This is a genomic window from Micromonospora violae (assembly GCF_004217135.1).
Taxonomy (GTDB): Bacteria; Actinomycetota; Actinomycetes; order Mycobacteriales; family Micromonosporaceae; genus Micromonospora; species Micromonospora violae.
Window position 1 is genome coordinate 1,041,098 of the sequence record NZ_SHKK01000001.1, and the last position, 19,613, is coordinate 1,060,710.

The 19,613-nt window shown below is 73.6% G+C and carries 13 protein-coding genes; 11 read left to right on the top strand and 2 right to left on the bottom strand.

What is annotated here, in order from left to right:
• Window positions 1–107: 107 nt before the first annotated feature.
• On the top strand, window positions 108–3,830 hold the full coding sequence (locus EV382_RS04660; RefSeq protein WP_130400392.1) for a S8 family serine peptidase: 3,723 nt from the start codon (window positions 108–110) through the stop codon (window positions 3,828–3,830).
• A 72-nt stretch (window positions 3,831–3,902) separates the two neighbouring features.
• On the opposite strand, the gene EV382_RS04665 is transcribed toward EV382_RS04660, so the two are convergent.
• Entirely contained in the window at window positions 3,903–4,922 is a 1,020-nt protein-coding gene (locus EV382_RS04665) for a helix-turn-helix domain-containing protein (RefSeq protein WP_130400393.1), read from the bottom strand.
• Window positions 4,923–5,011: 89 nt separating this feature from the next.
• Between EV382_RS04665 and recN the strand changes: the two genes are divergently transcribed.
• The 9 genes from recN to EV382_RS04710 all read left to right on the top strand — a co-directional run bounded on the left by recN (window position 5,012) and on the right by EV382_RS04710 (window position 17,813).
• Window positions 5,012–6,769 (top strand): DNA repair protein RecN, encoded by a 1,758-nt coding sequence (gene recN / locus EV382_RS04670; protein WP_130408448.1) that lies wholly within the window; start codon window positions 5,012–5,014, stop codon window positions 6,767–6,769.
• 119 nt (window positions 6,770–6,888) lie between these two features.
• Complete coding sequence (steA, locus tag EV382_RS04675; RefSeq protein ID WP_130400394.1) at window positions 6,889–8,067, top strand: putative cytokinetic ring protein SteA; 1,179 nt, start codon at window positions 6,889–6,891, stop codon at window positions 8,065–8,067.
• A gap of 27 nt (window positions 8,068–8,094) precedes the next feature.
• Window positions 8,095–9,036, top strand: coding sequence for a copper transporter (locus EV382_RS04680; RefSeq protein WP_130400395.1), 942 nt, complete (start codon window positions 8,095–8,097; stop codon window positions 9,034–9,036).
• A gap of 43 nt (window positions 9,037–9,079) precedes the next feature.
• The gene (locus EV382_RS04685; RefSeq protein WP_130400396.1) at window positions 9,080–9,946 is read left to right on the top strand and encodes a hypothetical protein; all 867 of its coding nucleotides are present in this window, start codon (window positions 9,080–9,082) and stop codon (window positions 9,944–9,946) included.
• 1 nt (window position 9,947) lies between these two features.
• Window positions 9,948–11,630, top strand: coding sequence for a murein biosynthesis integral membrane protein MurJ (gene murJ, locus EV382_RS04690; RefSeq protein WP_130400397.1), 1,683 nt, complete (start codon window positions 9,948–9,950; stop codon window positions 11,628–11,630).
• Window positions 11,627–12,805: a glycosyltransferase family 4 protein gene (locus tag EV382_RS04695; RefSeq protein ID WP_130400398.1), complete on the top strand. Its 1,179-nt coding sequence runs from the start codon at window positions 11,627–11,629 to the stop codon at window positions 12,803–12,805. The genes murJ and EV382_RS04695 overlap by 4 nt, the downstream gene beginning before the upstream one ends.
• The gene (locus EV382_RS04700; RefSeq protein WP_244236534.1) at window positions 12,805–15,219 is read left to right on the top strand and encodes a hypothetical protein; all 2,415 of its coding nucleotides are present in this window, start codon (window positions 12,805–12,807) and stop codon (window positions 15,217–15,219) included. Before EV382_RS04695 ends, EV382_RS04700 begins: the two co-directional genes overlap by 1 nt.
• A gap of 163 nt (window positions 15,220–15,382) precedes the next feature.
• Window positions 15,383–17,134, top strand: a complete 1,752-nt coding sequence (locus EV382_RS04705; protein ID WP_130400399.1) for a CTP synthase — start codon at window positions 15,383–15,385, stop codon at window positions 17,132–17,134.
• Window positions 17,135–17,207: 73 nt separating this feature from the next.
• The gene (locus tag EV382_RS04710; RefSeq protein WP_130400400.1) at window positions 17,208–17,813 is read left to right on the top strand and encodes an NUDIX domain-containing protein; all 606 of its coding nucleotides are present in this window, start codon (window positions 17,208–17,210) and stop codon (window positions 17,811–17,813) included.
• An 82-nt stretch (window positions 17,814–17,895) separates the two neighbouring features.
• Here the strand turns inward: EV382_RS04710 and EV382_RS04715 are convergent, their stop codons facing one another.
• Window positions 17,896–18,234 (bottom strand): TM2 domain-containing protein, encoded by a 339-nt coding sequence (locus tag EV382_RS04715; RefSeq protein ID WP_425271970.1) that lies wholly within the window; start codon window positions 18,232–18,234, stop codon window positions 17,896–17,898.
• Window positions 18,235–18,464: 230 nt separating this feature from the next.
• Here EV382_RS04715 and ald point away from each other — a divergent pair, with 230 nt between their 5' ends.
• Window positions 18,465–19,580: an alanine dehydrogenase gene (ald, locus tag EV382_RS04720; RefSeq protein WP_130400402.1), complete on the top strand. Its 1,116-nt coding sequence runs from the start codon at window positions 18,465–18,467 to the stop codon at window positions 19,578–19,580.
• Window positions 19,581–19,613: the final 33 nt, after the last annotated feature.

A 19,613-nucleotide genomic window follows, 5' to 3' on the forward strand; every position in this document is an offset into this window, starting at 1 on the left:
CCGCTGCGGCGGCGGGCGACTAGTGACCCGGTGACGCGCTCCGTCGCAGACTCCGATCGGCCCTCATCTACGGATGGTGGGCCCTCAGGAGTAGAGGAGCGCATCGCATGCACTGGTCCCCACGCTGGCTCGCCGTCGGCGCGGTCGGCGCGTTGGTGGTCGGCGTCGCCGCACCGGCGTCCGCCGACCCGCCCGCCCGGCCCACCGGCCCATCGGGTACGCCCGCCCCGCACACCGCACCCGTCCGCGTCACCCTGATCACCGGCGACCAGGTCGACCTGGTGCAGGCGGCACCCGGTCGGGTCGCCGCCACCGTCCGCCCCGGTCCGGGGCGCAACCGGATCACCTTCCAGACCGTCGAGGCCGACGGCGGGTTGCGGGTGCTGCCCAGCGACGTCGTGCCGTACCTCTCCGCGGGGGTGCTCGACCCCGACCTGTTCGACGTTCAGGAGTTGGCGGCCGACGGCTACGGTGACGCCGCGCAGGGCGCGTTGCCGCTGATCGTCCGCTACCAGGAGCCGGCCGCCGGGCGGGTCAGGCCGCTGGCCGGCGCCACCGACGCGCGTCCCCTGGAGAGCATCAACGGCGCCGCGTTGCGGGTCGGCAAGGGGGACCTCGCCGGTCTGTGGACGTCGCTGCGCGGCGGGCCCGGTCAGCGGGTCAGCGCCGGCTCGCCGGCCCGGCTCGGCGCCGGTGTCGCCCGGGTCTGGCTGGATGGGAAGGTCCGCCCGACGCTGGAGCACAGCGTGCCGCAGATCGGTGCCCCGACCGCCTGGGCGGCGGGCCGCGACGGTGCCGGCGTGACGGTGGCGGTGCTCGACACCGGCGTCGACGCCACCCACCCCGACCTGGCCGGTCGGATCGCCGAGGCGCAGGACTTCTCCGGCAGCGGCAGCGCCCGCGACGGGCACGGCCACGGCACCCACGTGGCCGCCACCATCGCCGGCAGCGGTGCGGCGTCCGACGGGAGACGCAAGGGCGTCGCCCCGGGCGCGCGGTTGCTGGTCGGCAAGGTGCTCGACGACGCCGGCTCCGGCTACAGCTCGTCCATCATCGCGGGCATGGAGTGGGCCGCCCACTCCGGCGCGAAGGTCGTCAGCATGAGCCTCGGCGGCGACCCGACCGACGGCACCGACCCGATGAGCCAGGCGGTGAACGACCTGACCGCCGAGACCGGCGCGCTCTTCGTGGTCGCCGCCGGCAACGCGGGTGCCGCGCGTACCGTCGGCGCGCCCGGCGCGGCCGCGGCGGCGCTCACCGTCGGCGCGGTGGACCGCGCCGACAACCTGGCGGAGTTCTCCAGCCGGGGCCCGCGCCTCGGCGACAACGGCCTCAAGCCCGAGATCACCGCGCCGGGCGTCGGCATCGTCGCCGCCCGGGCCGCCGGCACTGCCATGGGTACGCCGGTGGACGACGCCTACACGACCGCGTCCGGCACCTCGATGGCCACTCCGCACGTGGCCGGAGCGGCGGCGATCCTCGCCCAGGAACACCCCGACTGGGCTGCCGCGAAACTCAAGGACGCGCTGGTCAGCACCACCAAGGCGAACCCGGCGTTGACCGTCTTCGAGCAGGGCGCCGGCCGGGTCGACGTGGCCCGCGCGCTCGGCCAGCGGGTGTACGGCTCCGCGACCGCCGACTTCGGCCGGCTCAGTACCGGTGGTGCGACGGTCGAGCGGAGCGTGACGTACACCAACGGCGGCACGGCCCCGCAGACCGTGCGGTTGGCCCTGGAACTGCGCAACCTGGACACCCGCGCGGCCGAGACCGACGGGGTGGCGGTCGGCGGCGCCGAGGTGACAGTGCCGGCCGGCGGCAGCGTCGCGGTGCCGCTGCGGGCGGACCCGGCCAAGCTGGACCGGGGGGTGCACGGCGGGTGGCTGGTGGCCACCGGCGCGGACGGCGTCGCGGTGCGTACCGCCGTCGCGCTGACCCTCAGCGGCCCGCTGCGCACCGTCACCGTGAAGGCGCTGGACATGAAAGGTCAGCCGGGTCTCGCGTCGGTGCTGACCCTCTTCGGTGAGCAGCCCGAATCCGACTGGCTCGGCTGGGTCGGCGGCGAGGTGCAACTCCAGGTCGAGGAGGGCCCCTACCTGGTCCAGGCGTTGATCGAGCACGGTGCCCCGCTGGACGAGCAGATCACCCTGGTCACCGACCCGGAGCTGCTGGTCGACCGGGACCTCACCGTGGTGCTCGACCCGCGCAAGGGCACACCGGTACGGATCGAGACACCGAAGCCGACCGAGCAGCGGTCGACGATCAGCTTCTACGAGCACCGGGTCTTCGGCAACGGCCGGCAGGTCGACCACGGGGTGATGACGTACAGCACCATCCAACAGGTCAACGTCACGCCGACCCGCCCGGTCCGCCAGGGCGAGTTCGAGTTCGCGTCCCGCTGGCAACTGGTCGCGCCGATGGTGGACGCGACGATCAGCGGGGTGTCCGGTCCGCTGGACATCAACCTGCTGGGCTACTCGCCGGCACCGGCCGACCGACGCAAGCTGCCGCTGGTCTGGGCCGGCACCGGCACCCCCGCCGAGCTGACCCGGGTGCGTGGCGCCGCGGCGCTGCTCACCGCCAGTCCGGACGCGTCGGAGGAGGAGCAGATCGCGGCGGCGGCCGCCGCGGGCGCTGCCGTGGTGTTGATCGTCCGGCCGGCGGACTTCAGCGCGTGGACGGTGTGGCAACCGCTCGGGGAGCGGCTGCCGATCCCGTCGATGGTGGTGGCCTACGACGACGGGCAGCGGCTGATCGCGGCGGCCAGGAAGGGCCGGGCGACGCTGGACCTGACGTTGACGGTGGACAGCCCGTACCTGTACGACGTGTGGCAGGTGTCGAAGGGTCGCGTGCCGGAGCGGATCACGCACACGGTCACCGGGAAGAACACGGCCGAGGTGACCGCCAGCTACGGCGACGTCGGCGGTACGCCGTGGGCCAGCGAGCAGCGGTTCGGCTGGCGTCCGTGGCAGGAGACCTCCTGGAACGACGACCAGCGCTTGGTGCGTACCGGCACCACCCGGCAGGAGTTCGTCAGCGCCGGGGACAACTGGTGGCAGCACCAGGTCCTGCACAAGGTCACCTGGTCCTGGGGGCGGCTGCTCGGCGGGCTCACCCAGCAGCCCCGGCAGTACGCCGCCGACGACCGGGTCGCCGAGACGTGGCACGCTCCGGTGATCCGACCGGCGGTGCCGGCCGGCGGCGGTGTCCCGGTACCGACCCGTAGCGGGGACACCTTGAACCTGCGGGTGGCCGAGTTCGTCGACGCCGACGGGAACTTCAGGGAGGCCGGCGGCAGCGACGAGTCGGACACCGTCGCGATCCGGGTCAGCCGCGACGGGCAGCAGATCGCCGACCTCTCCGGCGGGTGGGCGGCGGTGCCCACCACCGCGAAGTCGGCCCGCTACCGGCTGGACCTGACGACGCAGCGGTCCTCGGACGAGTGGCGCTACGGCACGCGGACCGACACCGCCTGGGAGTTCACCTCGGCCCGACCGGCGGGCGGCGCCACCACGCCGTTGTCGCTGTTGCAGGTGGACTACCGGGTGCCGGCCGACCTGTCCGGCACGGTCCGCGGCAACCGGTCGCACCAGCTGGGGCTGACCCTGCGGCAGCCGGCCGGGGTGCCCGCGCCGACCGGCACCAGCGTCCGGGTGCAGGTCTCCTTCGACGGGGGCGTCACCTGGCGCAACGCGCCGACGAAGGGGTCGGGCACCCGGTACACCGCGACAGTGCCGGCGGGGCGCGGAACGGTGTCGCTGCGGGTGCACGCCGCCGACCGGGCCGGGAACACCGTCGACCAGACCGTGCTCCAGGCGTACGGGTTGCGCTGATCCGAGGGGTGGGGTGGGCCGGCCGGGCGTCGGCCCACCCCACCCTCGGGTGGGCCGGTGCGACGACGGGCGTCAGAGCCAGCCGCGGCGGGCGACCTGGAACGCCAACCCGGGCCGGGTGTCCACCCCGGCGACGGCCATCAGGTCGGCGATGCGCCGTTGCACGGTCCGCCGGCTCACCCCGAGCTGGGAGGCGATGGACTTGTCCGGTACGCCGGCCACGAACAGCGACAGCAACCGCGCCTCGTCGGCGTCGGGCCGGTAACCGTCGCCCGGTTGATCCTCGGGCTCGGGCCGGCGAGGTTCGGGTGTCGCGGCGGCGAGGGGGTCGTCGAGCCGCAGTCGGGTGGCCACCCGCCAGTGACTCTCGAAGAGGGCGAGCAGCGCGTCGAGCAGTTGACTGCGCCCGATCACGGCGGCGCTCGGTTCGCCGCCGTCGCGGTCCGGAACCAGCGGGCAGATGGCCGTGCGGGCGTCCACGATGGCCAGTCGGACCGGCAGCCGGTCCAGGACGCGGGCCTGCTCACCGGCGGCGACGCCCTTGGCCAGGTCGGCCAACGCGCCCGGCGCCAGCAGCAGGTCCCGTTCGTAGATGGCCCGGTAGCTCACCCCACGGGCCAGCGCGTCGAACTCCTCGACATTCTCCGGGCCGGCCATGGCCAGGGGGTTGGCCCGGCAGAACCAGAGCACCTCGGTACGCGCCGAATTCTGCAGGTCGCGCAGACGGTCCCGAAGAACCCGGGCGCCGGTGATCACCTCCACGAGGTGGTCGACGTGGTGTCGGCGCAGCCCGGACCGGTACTCCTCGGCCAGTTGGGTGACGTGCCGGCGGGCCGTCTCCAGGTCCTCCTGGCGGCGCAGCAGCGTCCCGCCGAGGGCGACATCCGGGGCGGTCGGGCGCAGCGGGGCGTCCGGATCGTTGTCGGTGGGCTGTACGAGACCCTTGCCGCGCAGCGCCTCGATCTGGGCGACGACCTGCTCACGGGGGCGGTTCAGGCGACGGACCAACTCGTCGATGCGGGCCGTGGTGAGCTGGAGCAGGCAGCGGTAGAGCTCCTCCTCAGCCGAGGTCAGGCCGATCACGTCCAACACGGGGCAGAACTGTACGTCGGCCGGGTACGGGGCCTGCCCGGGCCCGTCGGCTGGTCAAGTGTCGGGGCTCGCGTCTACTGTCGGTGGCTGTGCTGGAAGAGCTGCGCATCACCGGACTGGGCGTCATCGAAGACACCACGCTGCCGTTGACCGGCGGCATGAACGTCATCACCGGCGAGACCGGTGCGGGCAAGACGATGGTGGTCACCGGCCTCGGGCTGCTCTTCGGCGGCCGGGCCGACGCCGGGCGGGTCCGTGCCCAACCCGGCCGGGCGGTGGTGGAGGGGCGGCTGCGGCTGCACGGGCGGGCCGCCGACGCCGTGCAGGCGCGGATCACCGACGCTGGTGGTGAGCCTGACGAGGACGGCTCGGTGCTGCTGAGCCGCACGGTGACGGTGGAGGGGCGCTCGCGCGCCCACGTCGGCGGCCGGAGCATGCCGGTGTCGATGCTCAGTGAGGTCGGCGAGCAGTCGGTCGCCGTGCACGGCCAGTCCGACCAGCTGCGGCTGCTGCGCCCGGCCGAGCAGCGGGCCGCCCTGGACCGGTTCGCCGGCCCGGCCCACGAGAAGCTGCTCGACGCGCTGCGTGAGGCGTACACGGGGTGGCGGCGGGTGGTCGACGATCTGGCCGACCGGCGGCGCAACGCCCGCGAGCGCAACCAGGAGGCCGATCTGCTGCGGCTGGGCCTCGACGAGATCACCCGGGTCGATCCGCAGCCCGGTGAGGATGACGAGCTGAAGACCGAGGCGCAGCGGCTGGAGCACGCCGAGGGCCTGCGGACGGCCGCGCAGATCGCCCAGCAGTGTGTGGCCGGCGGCGCGGAGGCCACCGACGAGACCCCGGACGCGGCGGCGCTGCTCGGCACCGCCCGGCGGACTCTGGAGGCGCAGTCCGGCACCGATCCGGCGCTCGGTGAGTTGGCGGCCCGTCTGGAGGAGGCGGCCACGTTGGTCACCGACGTGTCCGCGGAGCTGTCGGCGTACCTGGCGACGCTGGACGCGGACCCGGCCCGGTTGCAGCACCTCTACGAGCGGCGGGCGGCGCTGCGCGCGCTGACCCGCAAGTACGCCGACGACGTCGACGGGGTGATCGCCTGGGCTGATCGGGCGCGTACCCGACTGTCCGACCTGGACACGTCCGACGACCTGCTCGACGAGTTGGAGCGGGAGGGTCAGCGGCTCGCCGTCGAGGTGGCCGACCTCGCCGGGCGGGTGTCCACCTCCCGGCAGGAGGCGGCGGTCCGCTTCGCCGACCAGGTCACGGTCGAGCTGGCCGGGCTGGCCATGCCGCACGCGCGGATCGAGGTGGCGGTGCTGCCCCGTCCGGTCGGGCGTGCGGAGCCGACACTGGCGGTCAACGGCGTCGAGGTGGGTGTCACCCCGGACGGCGGTGACGAGGTGGAGCTGCGGTTGCTGGCCCACCCGGGTGCGCCGTCGCTGCCGTTGCAGCGCGGTGCCTCCGGCGGTGAGCTGTCCCGGGTGATGCTCGCCATCGAGGTGGTGTTCGCCGGCTCGGGCGGGCCGCCCACGTTGGTCTTCGACGAGGTCGACGCGGGGGTCGGCGGTCAGGCGGCGGTGGAGATCGGCCGCCGGTTGGCCCGGTTGGCCCGCAGCCACCAGGTGTTGGTCGTCACGCACCTGCCGCAGGTGGCCGCGTTCGCTGACCGGCACCTGGTAGTGGCGAAGGACACCGGCGGCGCGGTGACGACCAGTGGGGTGCGGGTGGTGGAGGACACCGAGCGGGCCCGGGAACTGGCGCGCATGCTGGCGGGTTTGCCCGATTCAGATCTGGGTATCGCCCATGCCGAGGAGCTTCTGGCCGTGGCCGCCAAGGAAAGGCGGTTGTGACGCCGCGTATTGTGAGCGCAAGCACACCGGCTTGTGCCGGTGTGTGCTTCCCTGGGTAGGCGGCCCTGCTCAGGCATGTCGCGACAGAAAAGCCTGCCTCACATGCCAGGATGGTCACGATGCGTCTACCCACGTTGCGCCGGAACCGGAACTCCGAACCGGGCAGAGTCCTCGGCACCGCGCGCCTTGATCGCCGGACGAAACGCCTGGTCGGTCGGCTGCGCCCCGGTGACATCGCGGTCATCGACCACGTCGACTTGGACCGGGTGGCGGCCGACTCGCTCGTCGCCGTCGGGGTCGCGGCGGTGCTCAACGCCAAGCCGTCGGTCTCCGGCCGTTACCCGAACCTCGGCCCGGAGGTGTTGATCGCCGCCGGCATTCCGCTCCTCGACGACCTGGGTGAGGGTGTCTTCGAGCGGATCCGCGAGGGCGACCAGGTGCGCATCGAGGGCAACACGGTCTTCGCCGGTGACGAGCCGGTGGCGCACGGCAGCCTTCAGGACGCCGAGTCGGTCGCCAAGGCGATGGCCGACGCCCGGGAGGGGCTGTCGGTGCAGTTGGAGGCGTTCGCCGCCAACACGATGGACTACCTGCGCCAGGAACGGGACCTGCTGCTCGACGGTGTCGGGGTGCCGGAGATCGAGACCCAGATCCAGGGTCGGCACTGCCTGATCGTGGTGCGCGGTTACGACTACAAGGCCGACCTGGACGTGCTGCGCCCGTACATCCGGGAGTTCAAGCCGGTGCTCATCGGCGTCGACGGCGGCGCGGACGCCCTGGTCGAGGCCGGTTACACCCCCGACATGATCATCGGGGACATGGATTCGGTCACCGACGACGTGCTGCGCTGCGGCGCCGAGGTGATCGTGCACGCGTACCCGGACGGTCGTGCGCCCGGCCTGCCCCGGGTCAACGGCCTCGGTGTGCCGGCGATCACCTTCCCGGCGGCGGCGACCAGCGAGGACCTGGCCATGCTGCTCGCCGACGAGAAGGGAGCCTCGCTGCTGGTCGCGGTCGGCACCCACGCCACTCTCGTCGAGTTCCTGGACAAGGGCCGCGGCGGGATGGCCTCGACGTTCCTGACCCGGCTGAAGGTCGGCGGCAAGCTGGTCGACGCCAAGGGGGTGAGTCGGCTCTACCGGCAGAGCATCTCCGGCTCCTCGTTGCTGTTGCTGGTGCTGTCGGCGATCGCGGCGATGGCGTCCGCGGTGGCCGTGTCGACAGTCGGGAAGGCGTACCTGGGTGTCGTCGCCGAGTGGTGGGACAATTTCGTGTTCCAGCTGTACCGGCTCTTCTAGTTCCCGACCGATCAAGAGGCTGCAAGCGTGATCAACTTCCGCTACCACGTGGTGTCCCTCACCGCGGTCTTCCTGGCTCTGGCGATCGGTCTGGTGGTCGGCACAGCCGCCCTCAACGGCCCGGTCGCCGACTCGCTCGAGGGGCAGGTCACCGGGCTGCGCAAGGACAACCAGCACTGGCGCCAGACGGTCAGCAACATGGAGAAGCAGCTGGCGCTGGAGGAGGAGTTCGCCGAGGAGATCTCCCAGGTCGTCCTGCCCGGCACCCTCACCGGGCGTCGGGTCGTGGTGCTCAGCCTGCCCAACGGGCGCGACCACACCGAGGGCGTGCTCAAGAAGCTTCAGCAGGCTGGGGCGACCATCACCGGCCAGGTGGACCTGCAGGACAAGTTCATCAACCCGGACAACAACTCCAACCTGCTGGAGTTGGCCGTCACCGCGGCCCGTCCGACCGCGCAGACCACCGGACTGCCCGGCAACGGGCACGGCGTGGAGACCTCCAGCGCGTTGCTGGCCAGCGTCCTGCTGGACCGGGCCCAGGGCGTCGCACCGGTCAGTGACGCCGACCGGCGGGCCGTGCTCGCCGCCTACAACAACGCCGGCTACCTGACCACCGACAGCAACAAGGTCACCGCCTCGGCGGAGGCCGTCGTCGTGGTCAGCGGCCAGCCGTACGTCGACAAGGACTCCGACAAGCGCGACGAGTCGGTCGTCAAGATCGCCGAACAGTTCGACCGCACCGGGTCGATCGTGGTGGCCGGCAACGGGTCGGTCGGCGGCAACCTGGTCGGCGTGGTGCGCGGCGACCCGGTGCTCGCCCAGACCATCTCCACGGTCGACAACGCCAACACCGTGCAGGGCCAACTGGTCACCACCCTCGCCCTGGTGGAGCAACTCACCGAGAAGAAGGCCGGGCAGTACGGCGTCGGCGACAACGCCCCGTCGCTGCTGCCTAGACTGCCCCAGTGAGCGAACGACGTACCCCCGTGTCCGAAACCGACGAGGTGCTGGCGTGAGCGCGCTGGGCCGGCTGTTGATCGCCGGCGCGGGTGCCGCCGCGGCCCGGTACGTGTTGCGTGAGGCGCGTACCTCGCCGGCCGGGCCCGCGTTGCAGCGCACCAACTTCCGCGGCCGTCCGGTGAGCCTGGCCGCCGGGCCGGCGCTCGCCGCCGGTGCGGCCGCCGCCGGCGCGTTCGGTGCCACCGGCGGCGCCGCCGGCGGGGCCGCCCTGGTCGCCGGTCTCGGCGCGGGCGGCGTCGGGCTGTACGACGACGTGGTCGGCGCGCGACCGGCGCAGAAGGCGGCCAAGGGCTTCGCCGGGCACCTCGCCGCCCTGCGGGAGGGGCGGATCACCGCCGGCCTGGTCAAGGTCGTCGGGGTGGGTGCCGCCGGGTTGGGCGCCGCCGCGCTGCTCGCCGCCGATCCCCGGGTCGCCGCGCACCCGCGCCGGCAGCGTCACCGGGCGTTCGGTCGGGGCGTCGACGTGCTGCTCGGCGCCGGAGTGATCGCCGGAACGGCCAACCTGCTGAACCTGCTCGACCTGCGGCCGGGCCGGGCGATCAAGTCCGGGCTGCTGCTCGCCGCGCCGCTGACCGGCGGCCCGCAGGGCGGGATCGCCGCTGGTGCGGCCGGGGCCGCCGCCGGCCTGCTCCGCGACGACCTGGCCGAGGATGTGATGCTCGGCGACAGTGGCGCGAACGCGCTCGGGGCGGTGCTCGGCGTCGCCCTCGCCGCCCGCACCGGCCCGCTCGGCCGGGCCGGCCTGCTCGCCGTTCTCGCCGGGCTCACCGCCGCCAGCGAGAAGGTCAGCTTCACGGCGGTGATCCAGCGGACCCCGGGGCTGCGCGAGCTCGACGCACTGGGCCGGCGCGCCGACTGACGTGAACAGACCGGCACCCCTCGCCGGCGCCGGCCGGCTGGCCGGGGCAGCCGCGCTCATCGCCGTCCTCACCGTGGCCAGCCGACTCGCCGGCTTCGGCCGTACCGCCGTGTTCACCTGGGTGGTCGAGCAGAGCGACCTCGGCGGTATGTACGTCATCGCCAACACGGTGCCGAACATCGTCTTCGAGATCGTCGCGGGTGGCGCGTTGGCCAGCCTGGTCGTGCCGCTGCTGGCGGGGGCGGTCGCGGCGGAGGACCGGCGGGCGGTGGCAGCGACCACCGGCGCCCTGCTCACCTGGACGGTGAGCCTGCTGGTTCCCCTCGCCGTGCTCGTCGTCCTGTTCGCCGACCCGATCATCTCGCTGATCAGCGAGGGACGATCGGCGGCGGAACTCGCCGCCGGCGCCCGGATGCTGCGCGTGTTCGCCCCGCAGCTGCCGCTCTACGGGATCGGCATCGTGCTCACCGGCGTCCTGCAGGCACATCGACGCTTCGCCTGGCCGGTCATCGCCCCGCTGCTGTCCAGCCTCACGGTGGTCGTCGTCTACGTGGCCTTCGGCGCTGCTCAGGGGCGGGGCGTTTCGGTGGCCCAGGTGGGCCGCAGCGGCGAACTGCTCCTGTCCGGCGGCACCACCCTGGGCGTGGTCGTGCTGTCGCTCTCGCTGCTGATCCCGCTGCGCCGGTTGCGGCTACAGCCCCGGTTCGGGTACGCCTTCACCGCTGACGCCCGGGCGCGGATCGGCGGGCTCGCGACGGCCGGCGCGGTGACGGTGGCCGCGCAGCAGGTGGCGCTCCTGGTGGTCCTGAACCGGGTCTCGGGCGGCCCCACCGGCTCCCCGCAGGTGTTCAACCTGGCCCAGGCGATCTACCTGCTGCCGTGGGCGGTCCTCGCCGTGCCGCTGGCGGTGGCGTCCTATCCCACCCTGGCCACGGCCAGCGCCGCCGGTGACGAGGACGGTTACCGACGGACCCTCTCCAGTGCGGTGCGGGGCGTGCTGCTCTTCAGCTTCCTGGGCGCCGCGGCGTTGATCGGTACCGCACGGCCGGTCGCTGCTCTCTTCTACCCGGACAATCCAGCGTCCACCGCGGCAGCCATCAGCGGGTTCGCGCCGGGTCTGCTCGGCTACGGCTTGTTCGCGATCCTGTCCCGCGCGCTGTACGCGCGCGGCGACACCCGGTCGGCGACCGTGGCGATCACGTTCGGCTGGCTAGTCGTTCCGGCTGTGGCGCTGCCGTTGACGGGACTGCTCCCCACCGCCGACCGGGTGCTCGCGGTGACGTCCGCCAACTCGGTGGGGATGCTGGTGCTCGGCGGGCTGCTGCTCCTGGCGGTGCTGCGCAGCGCCGGCCGTCCCGCCCTCGCGGGCGCGGCCCGGGCCGGGGCGGCCGGTGGCCTCGCCGCTGTGCTCGCCGGGCTCGCCGGGTGGGGCCTCACCCGGTGGCTCGACGCGCCGGGCGGCACCACCCCGACGATGGCGGCGGCGTTAGGTCAGGGCATGCTGTCCGGGGTTCTGGTTGGGGTCGTGTTCCTCGCCGTGGTCTGGTTCGTCGACCGGCGGGACGTACAGCCACTGCTCGCCGGGGCGCTGCGGCGTCTGGGCCGGCGGGGGCCGTCCGGCGGTGCGTCGCCGGAGGCGGGCTCCCCGCAGCGGGGCGACGGGAAGGAGACGGTGGGCCAGTGAGCGCGGAAAATGAGCCAGCTCTGCCCGCCGGGTGGTCGGGCACCGTCGCGTTGGTGCTCGCGTCCAGCACCGGCGGGGTCGGCCAGCACGTCCGCTCGGTGGCCCGGGGCCTCGTCGCGGGCGGTGCCACCGTCCTGGTCTGCGGGCCGGCGGCGACCCAGGAGCAGTTCGACTTCGTCGGTGTCGGTGCGCGGTTCGAGCCGGTGGAGATCCCGGCCAGCCCGACGCCGGCCGACGCCCGGGCGGTGGTCGCCCTGCGTCGGGTGCTGACCGCCATCGCGGTCGACGTGGTGCACGCGCACGGCCTGCGGGCCGGTCTGGTCGCCGTGCTGGCCCGCCCCACCGCTCCGCTGATCGTCACCTGGCACAACGCGGTGCTCGCCGGGGGTTTGCGGGGCGGGGTGTCCCGGCTCGTCGAGCGGGTGGTGGCCCGGGGCGTCCGGGTGGCGCTCGGCGCTTCCGCGGACCTGGTGCGACGGGCCACCGAGGTGGGCGCGGCCGACGCCCGGCTCGCCCCGGTCGCCGCCCCGACGCTGCCCGCGCCACGTCGACGCCCCGCCGCGGTACGCGCCGAGTTCGGCGTCCGCCCGGACCAGCAGTTGATCGTCTCGGTCGGTCGGCTGCACCCGCAGAAGCGCTACGACGTGCTGATCGACGCGGCGGCCCGCTGGCGGACGCGTACCCCGCCGCCGGTCGTGGTGATCGCGGGCAGCGGGCCGGCCTATCTGCCGCTCGCCGCACGGACCTCGGCCGCCCGCGCGCCGGTGACCCTGCTGGGGCACCGTACCGACGTGGCTGACCTGCTCGCCGGCGCCGACCTGGCGGTGGTGACCAGCGACTGGGAGGCGCGGCAGCTCTTCGCCCAGGAGGCGTTGCGCGCCGGCGTGCCGCTGGTGGCCACCGCGGTGGGCGGGCTCCCGGATCTGGTCGGCGATGCCGCCAGGCTCGTCCCCGCCGGCGACGTGGACGCGGTCGACGCGGCGGTACGCGCGTTGCTGGACGACCCGGCGGCGCGGGCGGAGTTGGGCCGGCGGGGCGCCGAACGGGCGGCGACGTGGCCGACCGAGGCGGACACCGTCGCCGCGCTCGTCACCCTCTACGCCGAACTGGCCGGGCACCCGGGCGGTCCGGCGGCCATCCCGGACTCCGACGCCCCGAGAACGGGACACCGGTGATGCTGCGCCGAATCGCCCCCGCCCTGCTGACCGTGCTCGTGGTGGCGTTGGGTGTCACCGCGCTCGCCGCCCGCCCACCCCAGGGCGCCCCGCAACGCACCGCCGACTTCGTGGTGCTCGCCGGGATCGCCGGGCTGCGCTGGGACGACGTGGACGCGCAGCGCACCCCGACGCTGTGGCGGATGGCCCAGGACGGGTCGATCGGCTCCCTGTCGGTGCGCTCCGCGCACCGGCCCACCTGCCCGGTGGACGGCTGGTTGACACTGGGCGCGGGCAGCTTCGCCGCGTGGAACGGCAGCCGGTCGGGCGATGGTTGCCCGGCGACGGCGGTGACGGTGGAACAACCGGACGGCATCGGCGCGAACCTGCCCGACCAGGAGAGCGTGGTCCAGTACAACCAGCAGCGGCTGCCCTGGGGTGCCCTGCCCGGTTCGCTGTCGGAGTCGGTGCGGTGCTCGGTTGCGGTGGGTCCGGGCGCGGCCGTGGCCGCCGCCCGGCCGTTCGGCCGCGTCGACCGGTACGCCTCGGCGCTGCCGGCCGACCCGCGGCCGCTGCTCGGCTCCTGCGTGCTGAGCATCGTCGACCTCGGCACGGTCGAGGGGGACGATCCGGCGACCCGGGCCGAGCAGGCCCGCGCGGCGGACGCCGAGCTGGCCCGGGTGTTGGCGGCGCGCCCACCGCGGTCGTTGGTGCTGGTCGCGGGGATCTCCGACACCACCCAACCGGCCCGGCTGCACGTGGCCGTGGCCGACGGGCCGGGCTGGGAGCGGGGGTGGCTCACCTCGGCCAGCACCGGCCGCGACGGGTACCTGCAACTGGTCGACCTCGCGCCGACCGCTCTCGCCGCGCTGGGCCGGCCGATGCCGGAGCGGCTCTTCCTCGGCCGTCCGGCGCTCAGCACCGGCGGCCGTCCGACCGACCTGGCCGAGGCCATCAACGCGCCGGCCAACGCCGACCGGGAGGCGGCCGCCCAGCGCTCTGTCTCCGGTACGTTCTTCGCGTTGCTCGCCGGGGTGCAGGTGCTGCTGGCGCTCGCGATCCTGCCGCTGCTGCGCCGGGCCCGCCCACACGCCGGCCCGACCGGCCCGACGAAGGTTCCCGAGCGGATCCTGACGGTGACGGAGCTGCTGCTGGTCGCCGCGGCGTTGACGGTGCCGGCGGCGCTGCTGGCCGAGGCGGTGCCCTGGTGGCGCGGCGAGCACCCCGGGTGGATCTTCGCGGGTGTGACCGCGCTGCTGGTGGCCGCCGGCACCGCGGCGGTGCGGTTCACGCCCGGCTACGCGGGCACTCTCGGGCCGGTCGGCGCGGTGGCCGGCCTCACCACGCTCGTGGTCGGGCTGGACGTGCTCACCGGGGCCCGCCTTCAGATCAACAGCGTGGTCGGCTACTCCGCGTTGCAGGGCGGCCGGTACGCCGGGCTGAGCACGGTGGGGCTGGGCGTGTTCCTCGCCGGCGCGCTGCTCACCGGCGGTTGGTTGGCGCAACGGGTGCACCGCGGCTGGCGGCCGGCGGTGATGGTGGCGGTGGGTGGTCTCGCCGTGGTGGTGGTCGGCAGCCCGTACCTGGGTGCCGATCCGGTCGGCGCGATCGCGCTCACCGCCGGGGTGAGCGTCGCCGCTGTGATCAGCGCCGGCGGCTGGTTGACGATCAGCCGGCTCGCCTGGGCCACCATGGCCGCGTTGGCGGTCGGCATCGGGTTCGCCGTGGTGGACCTGCGGCGTCCGCCGGCCGAGCGGGGCAGCCTGGGCCGGTTCCTCTCCGCGTTCGGTGACGGCACCGGCGGGTTCGCCGTGCACCGGTCCAGTACGGAGAACTTCGAGACGCTGGTCAACAGCCCGCTGACGGTGCTGGCGGTGGCCAGCGGGTTGCTGGTGTGGTTCGCCCTGTTGCAGCCGTGGGGTGGGCTGATGCGGCTGTGCGGCATCTACCCGGCGATCCGGGCCGCGCTGGCCGGCACGGTGGTCGCCGCGGTGCTCGGTGGGGTCCTCGACGGCGCGGCACTGGACGTGATGGGCGCTGCCGCCGCCCTGGTGGTGCCGCTGGCCGCCCTGGCGTCGCTGCGGGTGCTCGGGCACGCCGCGGACCGGACCCGCCCGGTAGCGGGCCGCTCGCGCGTCAACGGCGCCGACGACGACTCGGGGTCGGGCGGGGTCGGCCCGGTCGCCGGGGATGACGGCCCGACCGACGGCGGTGGGCCACCGGGCGCGGTGCACCCACGTCCGATCAGCGGTCCGCCCGCGAGCGCACCGGCGAAGCTCGCGCAACCGGCACCCGAGACGCCGGGCGACCGCCCCGGGGACGCCGACGAACCGGCCGACCCGACGGCGAGCCGGTCGACGTCGGACGCCGCGCCGACGGCGCCCGTACCGCCCCGGCAGGTCTCCCGATCATCGACGGAGGTTGCCGCGTCCTGAGCGCCGGGCCTCGTCCGGATGGCCCGGAGGTGTCGTAGCCGGGGTGCGGCCTGCGGGTACCCGCCCGGGAGGTGTTACCGTCGAATCCCGTGGATCGCGTGATCACGTTGCTGATCAAGCACGGCGGTCTGCATGACCGCGACAGACGACACGGGAGCAGGCCTTGGCCCCATCAGCACGGACGACCAGGCACATTTTCGTCACCGGGGGCGTCGCCTCCTCGCTGGGTAAGGGCCTCACCGCCTCCAGCCTCGGCAACCTGCTGACCGCGCGCGGGCTGCGCGTGGTGATGCAGAAGCTCGACCCCTACCTGAACGTCGACCCGGGAACGATGAACCCGTTCCAGCACGGTGAGGTCTTCGTCACTGACGACGGTGCCGAGACCGACCTCGACGTCGGGCACTACGAGCGGTTCCTCGACCGGGCGCTGTCCGGGAAGGCGAACGTCACCACCGGCCAGATCTACTCCGACGTGATCGCCAAGGAGCGGCGCGGCGAGTACCTGGGCGACACCGTCCAGGTGATCCCGCACATCACCAACGAGATCAAGTCGCGGATCCTGGCGATGGCCGACCCGGACGAGGACGGCCAACTCCCCGACGTGGTGATCACCGAGGTCGGTGGCACGGTCGGCGACATCGAGTCGCTGCCGTTCCTGGAGGCGATCCGCCAGGTCCGCCACGACCTGGGCCGCGACAACTGCTTCTACCTGCACGTGTCGCTGGTGCCGTACCTGGCGCCCTCGGGTGAGCTGAAGACCAAGCCGACCCAGCACTCGGTGGCGCAGCTGCGCAACATCGGTATCCAGCCGGACGCGATCGTGCTCCGCTGCGACCGGGAGATCCCGGTGAAGCTCAAGGAGAAGCTGTCGCTCTACTGCGACGTGGACGCCGAGGCGGTCGTCGCCGCCCCGGACGCCCCGAGCATCTACGACATTCCGAAGGTGCTGCACCGGGAGGGGCTCGACGCGTACGTGGTGCGCCGCCTCGGCCTCTCCTTCCGGGACGTGGACTGGGCCAGCTGGGACGACCTGCTGGAGCGGGTGCACCGCCCCCGGCACACGGTCACCGTCGCGGTGGTCGGCAAGTACGTCGACCTGCCCGACGCGTACCTGTCGGTGAGCGAGGCGATCCGGGCGGCCGGCTTCGGCCACCGGGCCCGGGTGCAGCTCAAGTGGGTGCCCAGTGACGAGTGCGTCACCCCCGCCGGTGCCGCCGCGGCGTTGGCCGGCGTGGACGGCATCCTCATCCCCGGCGGCTTCGGCGTACGCGGCATCGAGGGCAAGATCGGCACCGCCCGGTACGCCCGCGAGGCCGGTATCCCGCTGCTCGGCCTCTGCCTCGGCCTGCAGTGCATGACCATCGACGTGGCCCGGCACCTGGCGGGCCTGGACGGCGCGAACTCGGTGGAGTTCGACGAGCAGGCGGCCCACCCGGTGATCGCCACGATGGCCGATCAGGAGGACATCGTCGCCGGTCGGGGCGACCTGGGCGGCACCATGCGGCTGGGCGCGTACCCGGCAAAGCTGACCGAGGGCTCGATCGTCGCCGAGGCGTACGGCAGCACCGAGATCAGCGAACGGCACCGGCACCGCTACGAGGTGAACAACGCCTACCGGGACGCGCTGACCAAGGCGGGTCTGCACTTCTCCGGCACCTCGCCGGACGGCCGGCTGGTCGAGTTCATCGAGTTGGACCGGAGCCTGCACCCGTTCTTCGTGGCCACCCAGGCGCACCCCGAGTTGAAGAGCCGCCCGACCCGCCCGCACCCGCTGTTCGCCTCGTTCGTCAAGGCCGCGGTGACGTACTCGCAGGCCGATCAGCTGCCGGTCGACCTGGACGCGGCGGCGGAGGCCCCGCCGACGCGCAAGGCCGCCCGCAACGGGGCCGCGACGAAGGCCGCGTCGGCCTCGTGAGCGAGCGCGGCGGGCGGACCGGCAGGCTCGGTGCGGCGTCCCGCGTCGTCGCCGAGCGCGGCGAGGCGGCGGCGTGAGCGAGCGGGAGCACCGCTACGAGGTGCGGTCCCGACAGGAGCGGTACCGGGGGCGGATCTTCGACGTGGTCACCGATGAGGTGACCATGCCGGGCGGTGGGACCGGGCTGCGTGACCTCGTCCGGCACGTCGGGGCGGTGGCCGTGGTGGCGCTCGACGACGCCGGTCAGGTGGTGCTGATCCGGCAGTACCGGCACCCGGTGGGGCGGCACCTGTGGGAGCTGCCGGCCGGCCTGATGGACGTCTCCGGCGAGGAGTTGCCGGCGGCGGCGCTGCGGGAGTTGGCCGAGGAGGCCGACCTCACCGCCGGGCGGGTCGACGTGCTGGTCGACCTGCACAGCTCGCCGGGGTTCACCAACGAGATCGTCCGGGTGTTCCTGGCCCGGGATCTCGCCGACGTGCCGGTCGACGAGCGGCACGAGCGCCACGACGAGGAGGCCGACCTCCAGGTCGTCCGGATCGACCTGGACGAGGCGGTCGCCATGGTCCTGGCCGGTGAGATCACCAACGCGTCCGCGGTGGCCGGGCTGCTGGCCGCGGCCCGCGCCCGGGACACCGGTTTCACGTCCCTGCGCCGGGCGGACGCGCCGCTGCCGCGCTGAGCGTCGACGCCGGTCCCGCCGGCGAGGGAGTACGCGCGAAGGGGCCCCGCGGTCAACCGCGGGGCCCCTTTCGCTGTCTGGTCTAGGAGTCGCGCAGCGGACGGCCCTGCGCGTCCGTGCCGCCGTTGACCAGGATGAGGATGCCGTCGATGACGCCCCAGAGAGCGCCGAAGCCGCAGGTCGCCAGGCTCACGATGAGCTGGAGAACGGCGATCTTGGTGTGTCCGGTATAGAACCGACCGGCGCCGAAGGTGCCGAGCAGAATGCCGAGGAGACCCGCAACGATCTTGGTCTTGTCGGAAACGCCCTGGGGATACCCCGGCTGGGGGTACCCGGGCTGGTACGGAGGAGTGGTCATGGGCGGACACATTAGTGATCCACTCGCCGGCTGTCCGCACCGGTACCCGGCAGATGGGACGATAGAGGTGGAACATTGTCCTGACGGCTGAGGCGACCATGCACCGCCGACCCCGGCCGGGTGCCCTGACAGATCGTCAGGACAGCCGCGCAGCGGATGTCACTGTGCTGGCTCACGGCGGCGCTGGGCGCGCCTAGACTGCCGCCGCGGGACGGGTGTACCGCGGTGGCAAAGGGGCCGCCGCGGCACTGAGCAGTCGGGGGTGAGCAGCCCCGAAGAGAGGTGTCTGCATCGTGAAGGTCGGAATCCCACGCGAGGTCAAGAACCACGAGTACCGCGTGGCGATCACGCCAGCGGGCGTCAACGAGTTCACCCGCAGCGGCCACCAGGTCTTCGTCGAGTCCGGCGCCGGGGTTGGCTCCAGCATCACCGACGAGGAGTTCGCCGCCGCCGGCGCGAAGATCCTCGCCACCGCCGACGAGGTCTGGGAGACCGCCGAGCTGGTGCTCAAGGTCAAGGAGCCGATCGCCGAGGAGTACCACCGGATGCGCGAGGGGCAGGTGCTCTTCACCTACCTGCACCTGGCCGCCTCCAAGGAGTGCACCGACGCGCTGATCGACCGCAAGGTCACCGGCATCGCGTACGAGACCGTCGAGCTGCCCGACCGGTCGCTGCCGCTGCTCGCCCCGATGTCCGAGGTGGCCGGCCGGCTCGCCCCGCAGGTGGGCGCCTTCTACATGATGCGTACCGGCGGTGGCCGCGGTGTGCTGCCCGGCGGTGTCTCCGGCGTGTACGCCGCCAAGACCGTGGTCATCGGCGCCGGCGTCTCCGGCATGAACGCCGCCGCGATCGCGCTGGGTCTGCAGTCCGAGGTGCTGCTGCTGGACAAGAACGTCGCCCGGCTACGGCAGGCCGACGCGATCTACCGGGGCCACCTGCAGACCGTCGCCTCCAACGCGTACGAGGTCGAGCGGGCCGTGCTCGACGCCGACCTGGTCATCGGCGCGGTGCTGGTGCCCGGCGCGAAGGCCCCGACGCTGATCTCCAACGAGTTGGTCTCCCGGATGAAGCCGGGCAGTGTGCTGGTCGACATCGCCATCGACCAGGGCGGCTGCTTCGAGGACTCGCGCCCCACCACGCACGCCGACCCGGTCTACAAGGTGCACGACTCGATCTTCTACTGCGTCGCGAACATGCCCGGCGCGGTGCCGAACACCAGCACGTACGCGCTGACCAACGTCACCCTGCCGTACGCCCTGGAGCTGGCCAACCAGGGCTGGCGCGAGGCGCTGCGCAACGACCCGGCCCTCGCCCTGGGCCTCAACACCCACGCCGGTCAGGTCACCTACGGCCCGGTCGCCGAGGCGCACGGCATGGACGTGCTCCCGCTGTCCGACGCACTGGCCTGAACGGTGGCGGGCTGACCGGCGGCACGGACTCCG

Coding starts and splice junctions, on each gene's coding strand:
- EV382_RS04660 (WP_130400392.1), top strand. CDS start 108: ATGCACTGGTCCCCACGCTGGCTCGCCGTCGGCGCGGTCGGCGCGTTG.
- steA (WP_130400394.1), top strand. CDS start 6,889: ATGCGTCTACCCACGTTGCGCCGGAACCGGAACTCCGAACCGGGCAGA.
- EV382_RS04700 (WP_244236534.1), top strand. CDS start 12,805: ATGCTGCGCCGAATCGCCCCCGCCCTGCTGACCGTGCTCGTGGTGGCG.